A 15,701-nucleotide genomic window follows, 5' to 3' on the forward strand; every position below is an offset into this window, starting at 1 on the left:
ACTCCATTTAATAATTATTCTTTATTTAATGCTTTCTCAACTTTATTTTTTATACTATTAACAGAAAGACCATAAATAATTTGTACAGATTGTCCTTTTTTAACAACACCATGACTTCCTGTTTCTTTTAATAAAGCTTCATCAATAATATTAATATCTTTAAGTTCTAATCTTAATCTTGTAAAACAATTATCTACAGATATTATATTTTCTTTACCTCCTATAGCCTTAATAATATTATTTATTTTATTTTCTTCATTAGCTGTTTTATTTTCCAAGTATTCTTTTTTTGAATATAGTTTAACATCAGCTTCATCATCTTCTCTACCTGGTGTTTTCAAATTAAACTTTAATACAAAAAATTTAAATACATAATAAAATAATATAGCTTGTATTATTCCTATTAGAATAAAATAAGGCCATCTAGTTACAGAAGGAGGCATAGGCAAATCATATAAGAAGAAATCAATAAATCCACTAGCACCCCAAGGTCTTATTGAAAATACATTTAAAATAGCTTGAAATACTCCAGACATAGCAGCATATATAACCCATAATGGAGGAGAAACAAATAAAAAAGTAAATTCAATAGGTTCTGTAATACCAACTAACATAGCAGTTAAAGTAGCTGGTATTAATATAGCTCTTGCTTGCTGTTTCTTTTCAGGTTTAGCAGTATGGTAGAAAGCTAAAGCAGCACCAACCAAACCAAACATACAAACCATACCTTGCTGAGAAAATCTTATAGCTTCATTCATTAATTTAACATCTTTATTAGCCATTTCAGCAAAGAATATTTGCATAGTACCTTCATATGTGATACCATCTCTCACCAAAGTACCTCCTATACTAGTTAATTGGAAAGGAGACCATACTAAATGGTGTAATCCTGTAGGTATCAAAACTTTTTCCAAAAATCCATATACAAATACACCTAATGAACCTGCATTTTTCATAAATGTAGTAGATAATGTAATTCCTTTAGCAACAAAAGGCCATATATAACTAAGTATTATAGCAAATAATATTACTATAGGTATCATTATAACAAATACAACTTTACTACCACCATACATAGCCATAGCACCTTTAAACTCAAGGTTACAAAAAGTATTATGTATTTTAGCAGTAGTAATACCTAATATTATTCCTAAAAATACTCCCATATCTATTACTCTAAAACCTAACAGTTCAGTTTGTCCTGTTCCAGCTAATTGTCCATTTTCAGGCATAGGTATAACTTTGTTTGTAATTTCTAAGAAAGTTGAATTAGCACCAAGAAACATAATAAATACCATAAGTCCAACTAAAGCGGCCTCTGTTTTCTTTTCTTTAGCTAAACCAAAAGAAATACCAACTGCAAATATTAAACTTAGATTACCAAATAAAGGCCAAAGAGTTCCTCCCAATATATCAGCCACATCTTTAATAATACTTCCTTCAGCAGACCAATTACCTAATAAAGTGGCCAATACGAGGGCAGTACCTATAACAGGTAAAAATAAAATAGCGCCCATCATAGCCCTAGAAAATTTTTGAAAACTATCTATCATAAAAAACTCCATATTTTTATAATGAAGTAAAATAACATATCTTTATAATTTTTTAAATATTTAAAAAACTAAAAAAAACTAGTATTAAAAAATAAAACTAGTTTCATTTTAATTAATAAGAAGATTTATTAGAAATGTATTTATCGAAATATTTACTTATTAGTTCTTCAAATCCAATTATGCAATATCCAAAAAAAGGATTAGGATAAAACACATCGTCATCATATTTCATAGTATCTTCAAAATAAAAAGCATAGTCTGAAATAAGCGAGATAGTACTATTAGAATTGCCAGTAAAAGATGCAACTTTTCCGCCTAAATCTTTCACGAGCTTTGCAAATTTGCAACATGATTCAGTTTCTCCAGATTTAGAAATAATAAGAATCATATCAATATCATTTTTAATATTCAAAAAAAAGGCGGGGTCTATCCATTGAATATTGATTGGTTCTAATCCTAGAACTAATAATTTTTGATAGATATAATTAGAAATTAAACTTGAAAAACCTTCTCCATAAACAGCAAACTTTGCAGTTTTCATTAAAGATAAAAACTCATCTATTTCTTTTTTATCTCTAACTCTAAAAAAAAATTTTTTTCTTATTTCTATGGTTAAATTATCATATTCATTGATATCATTATATTTAAAACTATATATCATTTCAAGGAAACCAGAATAGTTTAGTTTTTTTGCTAATCTTACAATTCTTGAAGGAATGGTGTTAAATTTATTAGCTACACCTCTTACTCCAAGTTTTAAAGCTTCCCTAGGATTTTTTTTTAAATAATCCAATATATCTCTATCAATTTTATCAAAATCATTATTTATTTTTTTCATAAAATAATAAAAATCCCAACAGAAGTTAATCTATTGGGATAAAAATATATAATATATACCCGGCAACGTTCTACTCTCCCGTAAAGCTACCCTTACAGTACCATCGACGATGAAAGGCTTAACTGCCGTGTTCGGAATGGGAACGGGTGTATCACTTTCTCTATGGTCACCGAAATAATATTAGCAAATTAAAGAACAATTTGATGATATTGCCAGATATATAGGAGCGTAGATTGTCTCATTCTAATGATTATGTTTTCTTTTTAGTGTGTTTGTAAGAAGAAAACGATAATATGGTCAAGCCATTGGTCTGATTAGTGCTGCTCAGCTGAACAGGTATTTCTTCCCTGCTTACACTTGCAGTCTATCAACGTCGTAGTCTCCAACGAAACTCATAGGGAAAATTAATCTTGAAGGAGGCTTCCCACTTAGATGCTTTCAGCGGTTATCCCGTCCGCACATAGCTACTCTGCGATGCTCTTGGCAGAACAACAGATACACCAGAGGTGCGTTCATTTCGGTCCTCTCGTACTAAAAATGACTCTTCTCAATTTTCCAACGCCCGCAACGGATAGGGACCAAACTGTCTCACGACGTTCTGAACCCAGCTCGCGTACCGCTTTAATTGGCGAACAGCCAAACCCTTGGGACCTGCTCCAGCCCCAGGATGCGATGAGCCGACATCGAGGTGCCAAACCTCCCCGTCGATATGAACTCTTGGGGGAGATAAGCCTGTTATCCCCGGAGTACCTTTTGTCCGTTTAGCGATGGCCCTTCCACTCGGGACCACCGGATCACTAAGACCTGCTTTCGCACCTGCTCGAGATGTCTCTCTCGCAGTTAAGCCACCTTATGCCTTTATACTCTACTACCGATTTCTATTCGGTTTGAGGTGACCTTTGCACACCTCCGTTACTCTTTAGGAGGCGACCGCCCCAGTCAAACTACCCGCCTGACAATGTCCGACTGCCGGATAACGGCTAATCGTTAGAATCCCATTTTGCGAAGGATGGTATTTCAACGATGACTCCATGAAAGCTGGCGCTCCCACTTCAAAGCCTCCCATCTATTCTACACATCACAAAACAAAACTCAATGTCAAGTTATAGTAAAGGTTCACGGGGTCTTTCCGTCCTGTTGCGGGTAATCAGCATCTTCACTGATAATTCAATTTCACCGAGTTCTTCCCCGAGACAGTGCCCGGATCGTTACACCATTCGTGCAGGTCGGAACTTACCCGACAAGGAATTTCGCTACCTTAGGACCGTCATAGTTACGGCCGCCGTTTACTGGGGCTTCAATTCGAAGCTTCGCTTACGCTAACCTCTCCTTTTAACCTTCCAGCACTGGGCAGGTGTCAATCCCTATACATCCATTTACATGTTTGCAGAGATCTGTGTTTTTGTTAAACAGTCGGCCAGGCCTTTTCACTGCGACTCTCCTCCCGATATTGCTACCGAGATTCAAGCGTCTCTTTTTCCGAAGTTACAAGACTAATTTGCAGAGTTCCTTAGGGAAGATTATCTCGAGCGCCTTAGAATACTCATCTCACCCACCTGTGTCGGTTTACGGTACGATTATAATATGCCTAACCTTAGAAATTATTTCTAGACAGCCTAATTCACGCAACTTCCTGAACCCGAAAGCCCAGTCACTATCCACCTCAACATTGAAGCAGCAAGCATTTACTCACCACAAGTCTCGGCTATTCGACGAGGATAACCATCACCTCGCGTACGCAAACAATCTGTGTCATTCCATCGAAACATACTATAGTACAGGAATATTTACCTGTTTCCCATCGACTACGCTTTTCAGCCTCATCTTAGGGGTCGACTAACCCTAGGCAGATTAGCTTTACCTAGGAAACCTTGGGTTTGCGGCGAACGGGTTTCTCACCCGTTTTCTCGTTACTCATGCCTGCATCCTCACTTCTTATACCTCCAGCATACCTTACGATACACCTTCAACGGCTTAAAGAACGCTCTCCTACCAATCATAGATTAACTCTATAATTCCCTAGCTTCGGTACTATGTTTGAGCCCCGTTACATTTTCGGCACAAAAACACTCGACCAGTGAGCTGTTACGCACTCTTTAAAGGAATGGCTGCTTCTAAGCCAACCTCCTGGCTGTTTAAGTATTCTCACATCCTTTCCCACTTAACATAGATTTTGGGACCTTAGCTGAGGATCTGGGCTGTTTCCCTTTTGACAATGACGCTTATCCGCCGCTGTCTAACTGCCATGTTCTTAACTTACGGTATTCGGAGTTTAGTTGGGTTTGGTACCCGGTTAAGGGCCCTAGTCCATTTAGTGCTCTACCCCCGCAAGTAAACACATAACGCTGCCCCTAAAGACATTTCGGAGAGAACCAGCTATCTCCAAGTTTGATTAGCCTTTCACTCCTACCCACAAGTCATCCAAAGCCTTTTCACGGCCACTGGTTCGCACCTCCACTCAATGTTACTCGAGTTTCGCACTGCTCATGGGTAGATCACTTGGCTTCGGGTCGTATAGCATGCAACTAATTTCGCCCTATTAAGGCTCGCTTTCACTACGACTACAAGGCTATTACCTCTTAATCTCGCTACATACTATAAGTCGCAGGCTCATTCTACAAAAGGCACGCCATCAGGCCTTCTACTATTGCTAGCAGGGTTCCCTCTGACTACTTGTAAGCTTAAGGTTTCAGGTTCTATTTAATAACCCTCAACGGGAGACTTTTCACCTTTCCCTCACGGTACTCTACACTATTGGTCACTGGTTAGTATTTTGCCTTGGATAGTGGTCTACCCAGATTCAAACAGGGTTTCACGTGCCCCGCCCTACTCAGGAACGGTAAAACCTTGTATATATGATTTCGTGTACAGGGCTATCACCCACTATGGCCTGCTTTTCCAAAACAGTTCCACTATCATATATAGCAAAGTCGATATATGTAAGTATACCACTCACCGCCCTACAACACCGCAATAACAACGCCTTACAACTTGACATTATTACGGTTTAGGCTCTTCCCTTTTCGCTCGCCACTACTGAGGGAATCTCAATTTTGATTACTCTTCCTCCAGGTACTTAGATGTTTCAGTTCCCTGGGTGTCGCCTCATACACCTATGGATTCAGTGCATGATATAGAAGGTTTACTTCTATAGGTTTTCCCATTCGGTGATCTACGGATCATAGAATATTTGCTTCTCCCCGTAGCTTATCGCAGCTTGTCACGACCTTCATCGCCTTCCAGTGCCTAGGCATCCACCTTAAGCCCTTACTTACTTGACCATATTATCCTTTTCTTCTTATCTCTAAGCTTCTAAGTTTAATACGTCTTGAATGAGACTTTTAGCTAATTAAAGCTGTTTCTTCTAATTCTTTAGTAACGTCCGCTTAATTGTTTCTACTCTAAGACACACAATCTAATTGTGTTTTCTTTTCTTATCAAGTGAAGATTTTTATAATCTGCTGACTTTCCGCTTCTTAATTGGAAAATACTTTATAAAAATCTACGCTCTTATATATCTGTCAAAGATCATCTTTAGTTTCTCATTGATATTTTTTATTTATCATCAATGTTTTATTAGTATAGCATGCAGCCAAAAAAACGCAATACTATTTTACCCGTTAAATAAAAAAAATTTCTATTTTTTTATTAAAAAAGCCTATATATTGTACATTTTATACATTTTTTTAAAGCCAAATTCTAAAAATAAAATTAAAATAAAATATTAACGCAAAAATTCGCTTTTTTTTACAAAAAAACTTATAATTAAACCATTATTTTTGAAAAAACTAAATATATTTTAGAGAGTTGTATATGAATATATCAGAAGAAAATGGAATGAAAAACCTTACTCCAAATACTACAATATACCATGAGGGTGAAAAAATTAAAAATATTTCCATCATTACAAAAGGAAATATTGATGTATATATTTCATCAAGAGAATTACTCGGTATAGAAGACGAAGAAGAAATTATGAAGTATAGCTGCAAACTTTTTTCTATACCTAAAAATATTATGATTGGAATCGGTGTGTTTATGAGCGATTCTAATTATATTTTCTCTTTCAAATCTAAAAATGATAATGAAATATACACAATAAATATACCTGATAAAGAATATATAAAAACATTCTTCAATAGCAATAAAACATATCTTACTAATATGTATCATTCTCTTGCTTATATCATAATGAAAACTTATGATGAATATGTAAAAATTAAAAAAATTAATGATGAACTTAAAATAATAACTACTAATCTTGGTGTTATGTATTTTAATTTAAATGCTAAAAATAAAAATATTAAATCTGAATTGTTTTTAAAAACAAAAGAAGTTTTTGAATATGCTACAAATGACGGTTTTAATTTTCCTACAGATTTTGATACCGATTTTATAAAAGAAGACCATGAAGAAATATATAATCATAATAAAAATAAAATCATTGAAGAAAATGAAAAATTGGAATTTGAAATTGAATATATAAAAAGATTTTTAACTATGCCTAAAGAAATTAAAGCACCTTTCTTCAATTATGATGTTAATATGACTTTATCTTCTACAGCAATACTATATCAAACATTAAAAGAAATAGCAGATATGCTAAAATCTGAATTTATAAACACTATGGAAAATATAGCATTCTTATATTCAAATAATAAAGAATCCCTATTTAATGAATACTCTAAAATGGCTTTTGAATTAGAAAAGCAATCTAAAGACTATGAAATATGGGCAAGATATTCAAGATACATATCTAATGTTACTAAAGACATAGTGGAAAAAATAAAAAACAACTACGAATACGAAATAAATATAGACGTAGACGAATTAGAAAGCACTATTAAAAAGCTAACTCAAAATATTAACTCTTCAAATGATGATTCAAACAATGAAAACAATGTTCAAGTAGTTATGGGAGTAGAATCTATACCTGAGGAAATTAGAAACCCTAGTAAAAAAATAGTGGAAATATCTGGAATAGCTGAAGATAGAGCTTCTTCATTCTTTAAGGCTCTAAATGCTTTCAAAAAATTAAAAGATAAATTTAATACAGAAGATGATGCAAGAAAAATTAGAAGAAGTGTTACAAATGTATTCTTTGAAGTTTATAGAGAAATAGCTAAAAAATACATCATAAACAATGAAAAAAGCAAGCTGCTTTCAATGTTCTTAAACTTCGGATATATGGACGACCAATTACTTACACCAAATCAAATTGTTGACCTATATGAAGTTAAAGACAAAACAGCTTCCAAAAAAATTAATGTATTTTATATAGATGAATGGCTTCAAAAAATTTATGATAAAGAAGAGCCTCCTTCTGTTAATGGTTTCGGACAGGACTATAGAGAAGCTTTGAGAGAAATGAAAAAAAGAGGAACTATAAGCGACCATGAAATGGAAGAACATTGGGAAAGCCCTCTTAGAAGACTTGAATATGAAGTGGATAATATGATTGAAACTACTCATAGATTATGTTATGGTCAAATAAGTGTTTATTTCCCTATACTTCATAAAGATATGGTAATTAAAGATTTCAAAGACTCTCTAATAAAAAAAGAAACAATGGAAAATACTTTAAACTCTATATTAGAAATAGATTTTTCTGCATTCTACAGAGAAGTTTTATATAAAAATAAAGAGCTAAACATAGAAAAAGAACTTGTTATGCAGGAAGTATTGCCAAACATTATATTAATGCCTACATATGGTTCTCGTGCTATAATGTGGGAAGAGCTTTCAAGCAGACAAAAAAATAGTACAGCAAGATTTCTACTTCCAATATTTACATCAGAAGATTTGGAAGGCTTAACTCTGCCTATGATGGGGGCTTTTAGATGGGAGCTTTGTAAAACTATGCTTGGTCCTGCTTGGAATGATATTACTCAAATGTCTCTTACTTCAGAGTACAGCGATTATATTCAGTTCTACAAGAAAAACAGAAATCTCTCTGATGATGCTAAAGAAAAACTAAAAGTACAAATTAAAAAATGCAGAAATAATTTAAGAGAAGTATTTGTATCAGATTATGTTATATGGCTTAAATACGAAAGTAAAGGAATTATGCGTCTAAATAGAGTGGCAAGAGGAATACTATACAGACAAGTTCCTTTTGCTAAAAACATAAGAGATGAGCTTGAAAAACAGCCTATGTTTGCTGATATGGCTAATAGATTCAAAAACATAAGAAACAAAAAGGCTACTGAATTAGAAAACAAATATTTCAAATTCACTAAAACAGGTAATCCTTTGCCTGAAGAGCTGCAAACTCATATAGATTTTTATAAGAAAATGTAACTGTAATAAAATTGACAAAAAAATAGTTTTATATATAATATTACTCTATATAATAATATTTTTACAATTACTTTCAATTCTTAGGGAGATAAAAAAATGCAGCTTAATAAAAATATATTAGAAGTACCATATTCTTTAATAAGAGGTCTTACAGAAAAAGCACAAAAAAAACAAGACAGCATAATGCTTACAATAGGAGAGCCGGATTTACAGCCTCCAAAAGAATTAATTGAATACGGATGCGAATATGCTAAAACTCATTCTCTTCCCTACACTCAATCTGGAGGAAGCGAACACTTAAGAGATTTAGTTGCAAAGCACTATAATAAATATTATGGTTCAAATGTTAATGCCAACAACATCACTATGCATATTGGTTCTATGGAAGGTATATCATCTGTATTTAGAACTATATTAAACATTGATGATGAGGTAATAATACCTACTCCATTTTTCTCGCCATATGAACAAGCAGTTAAATTATCTTATGGTAAAGTAGTATTTTTAGACACAAGAGAAGATAATCTTGTATTAAAGCCAGAAAAGATAGAAAAAGTTATAACTAATAAAACTAAAGCAATTCTTTTTAGCAACCCAGGCAATCCGTCAGGATATATGCTAAAAAAAGAAGAAATGGACGAACTTGTAAAATACTTTGAGAAAAAAGATATATTTATTATAGCTGATGAAATATATTCTGCTATATCATTTTATCCTTTTACATCATTTGCTTCATACCCTTCTATTAAGGACAAGGTAATAATATTAAATGGTTTTTCAAAGTCTCATTCTATGACAGGATGGAGAATAGGATACAGTATATCGCCAGAAGAAGTAAGAAAATATTTAGTTAATGCTAGTTTCAATAATGTTGGAAGTATGGTTAGCCTTTCTTGTGCTATTGCTGAATATGCTTTAGAAAAATTCCCTATGATAGAAAGTTTTAGAGACATTTATAAAGATAGAGCTTTTACTATGTCAAAAGAATTGATAGATTTAGGATTTGATGTAATAGAACCGAGAGGGGCATTTTATTTATTTGTAGGATACAGTAAATTTTCTAAAGAGCCTTCGCTTGATTTTTCTATGAGGCTATTAGATGAAACTGGGGTTGCTGTTGTACCGGGTATTGCTTTTGGAAGTGAAAATTATTTTAGAATAGCTTTAACTCAGGAGATACCTATATTGAAAGAGGCTGTTAAGAGAATAAAAGATTTTTTAAATAAATAAAATTATTATATCAATTTTTTATTGGTTTTTATAATACATAGTTTTATATTTTGTATGTATGCAATTTTTAGAAATGTGAAGAAAAAACAATATTAAATTTACAAAAAAAATGTTGTATATGTAGTATAATATTGTTAAATTTGTACTAAAATAAGAAAATTATAATATTTTTAGACTATATTTTAAACTATACGTACTATCACATAAGTCAATACAACTTTTTTAACTCTTACTGCATACTAATAAATATATTGTATGCTTTTTGTAACTTTACAAAAACAATAATAATTTTTACAAAAAATAAGTTTTTCTTATTTTTATTTAAAATAAAAAATATATAATTTGGCATTAAAAAATAAGGATTTATTATGTCGATTTTCTTTGCCCTTCTATCATCAATATTTGCATCTCTAACTGCAATACTAATAAAAATAGGTCTCAAAAATATTAATTCAAATTTGGCCACAGCAATAAGAACCATTATAATACTATTTATGTCTTGGATAATTGTATTTTATACTAACAAAATAAACTCTATAAATACTTTAGACACAATAAAAAATATCAATAATAAAACTTTAATATTTATAATACTTTCAGGAATAGCTACAGGACTCTCTTGGATATTTTATTTTAAAGCATTGCAAATTGGAAACGTTAATAAAGTAATTGTAATAGACAAACTTTCTATAGTATTTACAATCATATTAGCAGCAATATTTTTACATGAAGCTTTAACATTAAAAATCATTATAGGAGTTATACTTATAGTAGCAGGAACACTTATAATTAGTTTAGGATAATAATATACTATTTCTAATTGATAATAGTTAAAAAATAATTTTATAGTTTAAGGAGTATAAAATATACCCCCAACTATAAAAAACAATAGTTTTATATATCATACTCTATTACTTCTCTTTTTCTTGTGCCGCCGAAATTAAATATATCTAAATGTATTCCAAACTGAACGCCAACATCAACAGAGCCTAATTTACCGGAATATTTATAACCAACTCCTAAATTTTCCAAACCATCTTTCATTTGTAAATAAGGCATATCAAAATTAACATATAATGATATTATTATAAGATTTTATCAAAGATGAGCAGGAAAAAACTAATAAAACTCTGCTATACTAGTTTTTAAACTGTATATCTGCACCATTAAAATATTTATTATTAATTTGATTATAAGCATAATAATTCAGAATGATTTTTTATATTAAGCTATTTCAATTTTGTAATAACTCCTTCATATACAGCCTGCATAATTACTGAATTATTTTTTTTATTTTTGAAGCACCATTCAAAAGAAGCTGATGCTGAATTTCTATTATCAAAGACTGCTTTTGTTTTTACAGACATAACAATATCATATTCTAACTGTTTTTTGGAAGCAAATTCAAAATCATTTTCTTCATAGCTGTATATATTATTTATAGTCTTTCCTGTAAGCATATCAGTTATATTTCCGTATTCATCTATTTCTGCATAGTATGTTATATCTTCAGGCATTTCTTTATTGCCGCTTATTTTTTTCATTCCCCCAATGTTACTACCCCATATACCTTTATTTTTAATTATATTTTCTTTATTATCATTAACAGTTATTCCTGTTTTACTTTGATTATTACAGCTTATCATAAATAATAAGCATATAATTAAAATGCTTTTTTTCATATTATTTTTCCCATTTGCACATATCTCTTATATTATTTCGGTATGTTCTTGTTTTTTAATTATACTTTTTTATTATTGATTAGGAGCTCCAACAGTACCTAAATACTGCATTATCTGAACCCTTCTGCTTTCAACATCTTTATCCAAATTAGCTATAACCTGATTATCCTTAGCAAGAGGAGACATTCTTAGCTTAAAATCATTATAAATATTAAGTGCCTCAACAATCATATTCTGCTCTATATATATATGACCTATAGCATACAAAGCAAAAGCACCGTCTTGAGTTAAATCATTTGTATATTTTAAGTATATATTTATAGCCTCATTATATCTCTTTTGATTAAGATAAATGCTAGCCAAATCAAAATCTACACCCCTTCTATCATCTCTAGTAATATTAGGAAGATTCAAAGTATCATTTAATATATTAATACCAGTATTAACATCACCAATATTAGCATAAAGTATAGCAAGCTCTTTATTAACATTTACTAATTGAGTATTATTAACTGCTCTTTTTTTAGCTTCATTTTTAGCCCAAATAGTTTCATCTAAATCTTGTCTGTTTTGATAAATATAATTAGCATAAGCACTATAACTATCAAAAGTGTTTTCCTCTATAGCCTGCTGTTTTAGAGCATCTGCCTGCTGTCTTGTAGTTCTAAGCTGTAAGTCTAATCTATTATTAAACTGCATTATTTGCTGATAAGTGGTGTTTTGTGCTCTTGCAGCATCGCCCATATCCTTGCCTCTATGGAAAGTTTTTTCTGCTCTTGCCATTACATCTTTAGCTTTATTTAAATATTCAGCCTCTTTCTCATAAGGAGTATCTTTAGAGCGTGCTAAATACTCGTATGAAGCAGCCAAGTTGAAATAAGCAGGATAAATAAGTTTTTCAAGCTTTATAAGCTCTTCATACATCACAGTAGCCCTCTCATAATCACCATCTAATATAGCCTGATTGCCTATAGCAAAATAAACATTAGACATATCAAAGCCTATAGTAAGCATTCTCTCTTCTTCTTCTCTTTTAAGATTTTTATACTCTTCTATTTTTGCATTAGCCTCTTCTCTTGTAATGCCGTTTTTAGCAACATCTCCATTACCCATAAACCCAAGCAATTTTTGATATGTTTTTATTCTTCTGTTATACATATCTATTTTAGCAAGTGAATAAGAACTTACAAAAATCTCTCTTGTTAAAAAGTCATAATGAGAAATCTCTTCAGCAGTTCCTTTCATAGTGTAGCTCGCCCAATAATCTTCTTCTGTTTTTAATTCTGGGAAAGGAAGCTCATACATTTTTACAAAAGTTATCTCTTCATTGCCGTTATAGTTATTTTTTCTCTCTACTGATATTAAACCTTCATCAAGCAAAGCATTCAAATCTGAAGCAACTTTTTCATTCTCATAATTTCTTTTCAAATGCTCTTTTGCTATTGCTTTATAATCATTAACAGTAAGCACCTTGAAAAACTCTAACTCATCAACCAAAGCATATTTTATAGGCTGAACTTTAAATACAAGCCCATAAGCCTTAAAGTAATAATCTCCAAGCCTTTCAAGACCGTCTCTTCTCCAAGCCATATAATAAGGTCTGCCGCTGTCTATAAAATCTTTATCCACAGCATCGCTTATGCTTCCAAGCCATCTGCCGTCTGTTTTCATAAGGTTACCGTATATTCTTTCAAATACATTACCCTTCTGGTCATATATTTTTAAATCTGGTCTTCTTCTTTCAACCATAGTGTAGTAAACGAGTCCGAATACTTGGTTATCCCCTCCCTCTGTTGCAAATATTGCATTGTCTGGGAGTGAGTTCATCATATTGTATGAATAGTCATGGTTACTAAAATCTTTTGAGTTGTTGTTGCGGCTTAAATTCATTACAAATATAGGTACCATTATTGCAAATATTGCTATAAGTGATATTGCATGATAAGGCTTTAATTTTGTATCTGTAATCTCTTCAGAAGGTTTTTTTAATACATTTTTTATATTGGTATTAAAATATTCCATATACCACTGTATGCCAAAGCCAACTATTACAATCATATATAAAGTAGCAGGCAAGAAGAATACTTCAACAAATGATAAAGTTCTTACACTTGGAGGAGGATTAGTGTATGCCATTAAAGATACACCAAAGCTTAATAGCCCAAATACTGAAAATATTCCTATAAACTTATTTTTCTTAAATATTTGAAATAATCCCGGTATTAAGAATAGTAAACCTAAAACAGTTAACTGAGTTTTAAATATATTAATTAAAGCAGATACTTGTTCTGGGTGAAGTATGAAAGCTGCTGCAATATCGTTACCAGAAGCACCATACTGTTTTCTGTGTATCATACTAAATAAATAGCTTAAATTCTCCCAGCCAGAAGGCTCATTCAACTGTCCCCAGTTTAGAGGAGGTAAAGCTCTTGCTCTTATAGGCATGTAGGCATATATTATAACGCCAACAGCAAGCATTAAAAGCATTTTATAATAAGAAAATGATATTCCAGTGATAAAATCATTATCATTATTAAACTTATCTATCTTGCATAGAAAATATCTATAAACCAACACCCAAACAACAACTAAAAATAAAGGCCAAAATACTAAGAACATTCCTTTATAAAGAGTTGGGTAGAAAGGAGCTTTTAAGTTTTGTATCATATCAGGTCTTAAATAAGAACCATTAGCAAGTGCTGTAAATATGTCGCTTAAAATGTTCATATCTGTAAAAGGCTTAAACAATATAGAAAATATAGAATCATTAGAAGCTACACCCGGAGGGAAATATAAATAAGCCTCATAATTCATAATAAATCTATAGTATCCAAAGCCTCCTATAAATAATAATACTAAAAATACAAATATAGATATAAAAGGAGTTTCAATGTTTTCTATATATCTGTCTTTATGAACCAAGAATAATACAATAGCTATAAACAAAAGAGGAGCAAAAGCAAAAGGCAAAGTAACATGGTGATTAGCGAGTGCTACACCATAAAGAAAACCGAAAGCCATTAAATATTTATTTCCATAGTAAGGCACATCATCAGCAGCATGCTGCCAAACTGCCTCAAACCAATAAACAAGTATTAAAAGCATAGAAGCTATTTGAAGAATGTTTAAGCTATAAACTTCAGCCATAGTAGCCTGTGCCCACATATTATCAGATATAGCAAAAGCAACACTTGCCAAAAGTGCCGGTATATGTACTACAGGAGAAAAACCTCTCTCAATTCTGTTTTGTCCTAAAACTTTAACCATAATAAGATAAAAGAAAATCATCGCAATAGCACCGCATGTACCAGAAAATAGGTTTGTCCTCCAAGCGATGTTTCCAAATGGTATATAAGTAAATAGTTTAGACATTAAAGTGTAAAAAGGGTAACCCGGAGCATGCCCTACTCCCAAGAAATAAGCTGCTGTTGTAAGCTCTCCATTATCTCCTGCCGAAAGTGAAGGCGTTAATGTAAACAAATAAAGCAAAAACGTAAACAAAAATGCTGCAGCAGAAAATATTATATCTATCTTTGAAAGGTGATAAGGTTTTATTTCATATTTTTTAAATATTGGCTCGCTGTCAGAAGACTTTGAGAATAATTTAGAAAATATGTTTTCGCCTTTTTCTTTATTTACTTTTTCTTTCTTATTATTTTTTTCTTTATTTTTTTGATTATTTTGCAGATTATTAATATATTCTTCTATTAACTCTCTGTCTTTTTCTAATTTTTTTGTAAGCTCATCAATGCTTTTGTTTTTGTAATTAGCTTTAATATACTCTTTTTCAAGATGCGAAAGTTTAGCCATTGAATTATTTCCTCTTAAATCTAATTTTAAATAGTTTCAGATTGTTATATATTTTATTTTGGATTATATGCGGCAATGAATTTATTTTGTACTTTTTCCCGCCGCAAAAAGTACCAAAAAGTGCAAATAGTTGTTAATATTTTATTATATCACAACTATAGTCTATTATTATATAATAAAATCGCTTATTATTCAATAATGTAAAAAAGATATTTATGTTTAGGAGCCATACATATTGCACGTTTTTTAGTTTAAAAAAAGCAGGTATTCCTTATAATTTAATTAACT

Annotated in this window: 7 protein-coding genes, 2 rRNA genes and 1 pseudogene; 3 read left to right on the forward strand and 7 right to left on the reverse strand. The window is 31.5% G+C overall.

Annotation, left to right across the window (positions count from 1 at the left end):
• Positions 1-14 precede the first annotated feature (14 nt).
• The 4 genes from Q0H31_RS08285 to Q0H31_RS08300 all read right to left on the reverse strand — a co-directional run bounded on the left by Q0H31_RS08285 (position 15) and on the right by Q0H31_RS08300 (position 5,672).
• Positions 15-1,553, reverse strand: a complete 1,539-nt coding sequence (locus Q0H31_RS08285) for a PTS transporter subunit EIIC (RefSeq protein ID WP_295297160.1) — start codon at positions 1,551-1,553, stop codon at positions 15-17.
• A gap of 112 nt (positions 1,554-1,665) precedes the next feature.
• A complete protein-coding gene (locus Q0H31_RS08290) occupies positions 1,666-2,391 on the reverse strand; it encodes an SIS domain-containing protein (protein ID WP_295297162.1) in 726 nt (241 codons plus the stop codon).
• Positions 2,392-2,448: 57 nt separating this feature from the next.
• A 5S ribosomal RNA gene (gene rrf, locus Q0H31_RS08295) occupies positions 2,449-2,565 on the reverse strand.
• Positions 2,566-2,684: 119 nt separating this feature from the next.
• Positions 2,685-5,672 (reverse strand): 23S ribosomal RNA (locus tag Q0H31_RS08300).
• 532 nt (positions 5,673-6,204) lie between these two features.
• Between Q0H31_RS08300 and Q0H31_RS08305 the strand changes: the two genes are divergently transcribed.
• The 3 genes from Q0H31_RS08305 to Q0H31_RS08315 all read left to right on the forward strand — a co-directional run bounded on the left by Q0H31_RS08305 (position 6,205) and on the right by Q0H31_RS08315 (position 10,724).
• Complete coding sequence (locus tag Q0H31_RS08305) at positions 6,205-8,691, forward strand: Crp/Fnr family transcriptional regulator (RefSeq protein ID WP_295297163.1); 2,487 nt, start codon at positions 6,205-6,207, stop codon at positions 8,689-8,691.
• A 96-nt stretch (positions 8,692-8,787) separates the two neighbouring features.
• Positions 8,788-9,921 carry a pyridoxal phosphate-dependent aminotransferase gene (locus tag Q0H31_RS08310; RefSeq protein ID WP_295297165.1) on the forward strand — a complete coding sequence of 378 codons (1,134 nt, stop codon included), beginning with the start codon at positions 8,788-8,790 and terminating at the stop codon, positions 9,919-9,921.
• 368 nt (positions 9,922-10,289) lie between these two features.
• Positions 10,290-10,724 (forward strand): EamA family transporter, encoded by a 435-nt coding sequence (locus Q0H31_RS08315; RefSeq protein WP_295297167.1) that lies wholly within the window; start codon positions 10,290-10,292, stop codon positions 10,722-10,724.
• Positions 10,725-10,815: 91 nt separating this feature from the next.
• On the opposite strand, the pseudogene Q0H31_RS08320 reads toward Q0H31_RS08315, so the two are convergent.
• The 3 genes and pseudogenes from Q0H31_RS08320 to Q0H31_RS08330 all read right to left on the reverse strand — a co-directional run.
• A pseudogene (locus Q0H31_RS08320) lies at positions 10,816-11,013 on the reverse strand (hypothetical protein); the annotation flags it as partial.
• Between the two features lie 137 nt (positions 11,014-11,150).
• Positions 11,151-11,603: a hypothetical protein gene (locus Q0H31_RS08325; RefSeq protein ID WP_014932322.1), complete on the reverse strand. Its 453-nt coding sequence runs from the start codon at positions 11,601-11,603 to the stop codon at positions 11,151-11,153.
• Positions 11,604-11,675: 72 nt separating this feature from the next.
• Positions 11,676-15,413, reverse strand: a complete 3,738-nt coding sequence (locus Q0H31_RS08330) for a DUF2723 domain-containing protein (protein ID WP_295297169.1) — start codon at positions 15,411-15,413, stop codon at positions 11,676-11,678.
• Between the last annotated feature and the right edge of the window lie 288 nt (positions 15,414-15,701).

Origin of the sequence: uncultured Brachyspira sp. (genome assembly GCF_934747485.1) — a bacterium.
Taxonomy (GTDB): Bacteria; Spirochaetota; Brachyspiria; order Brachyspirales; family Brachyspiraceae; genus Brachyspira.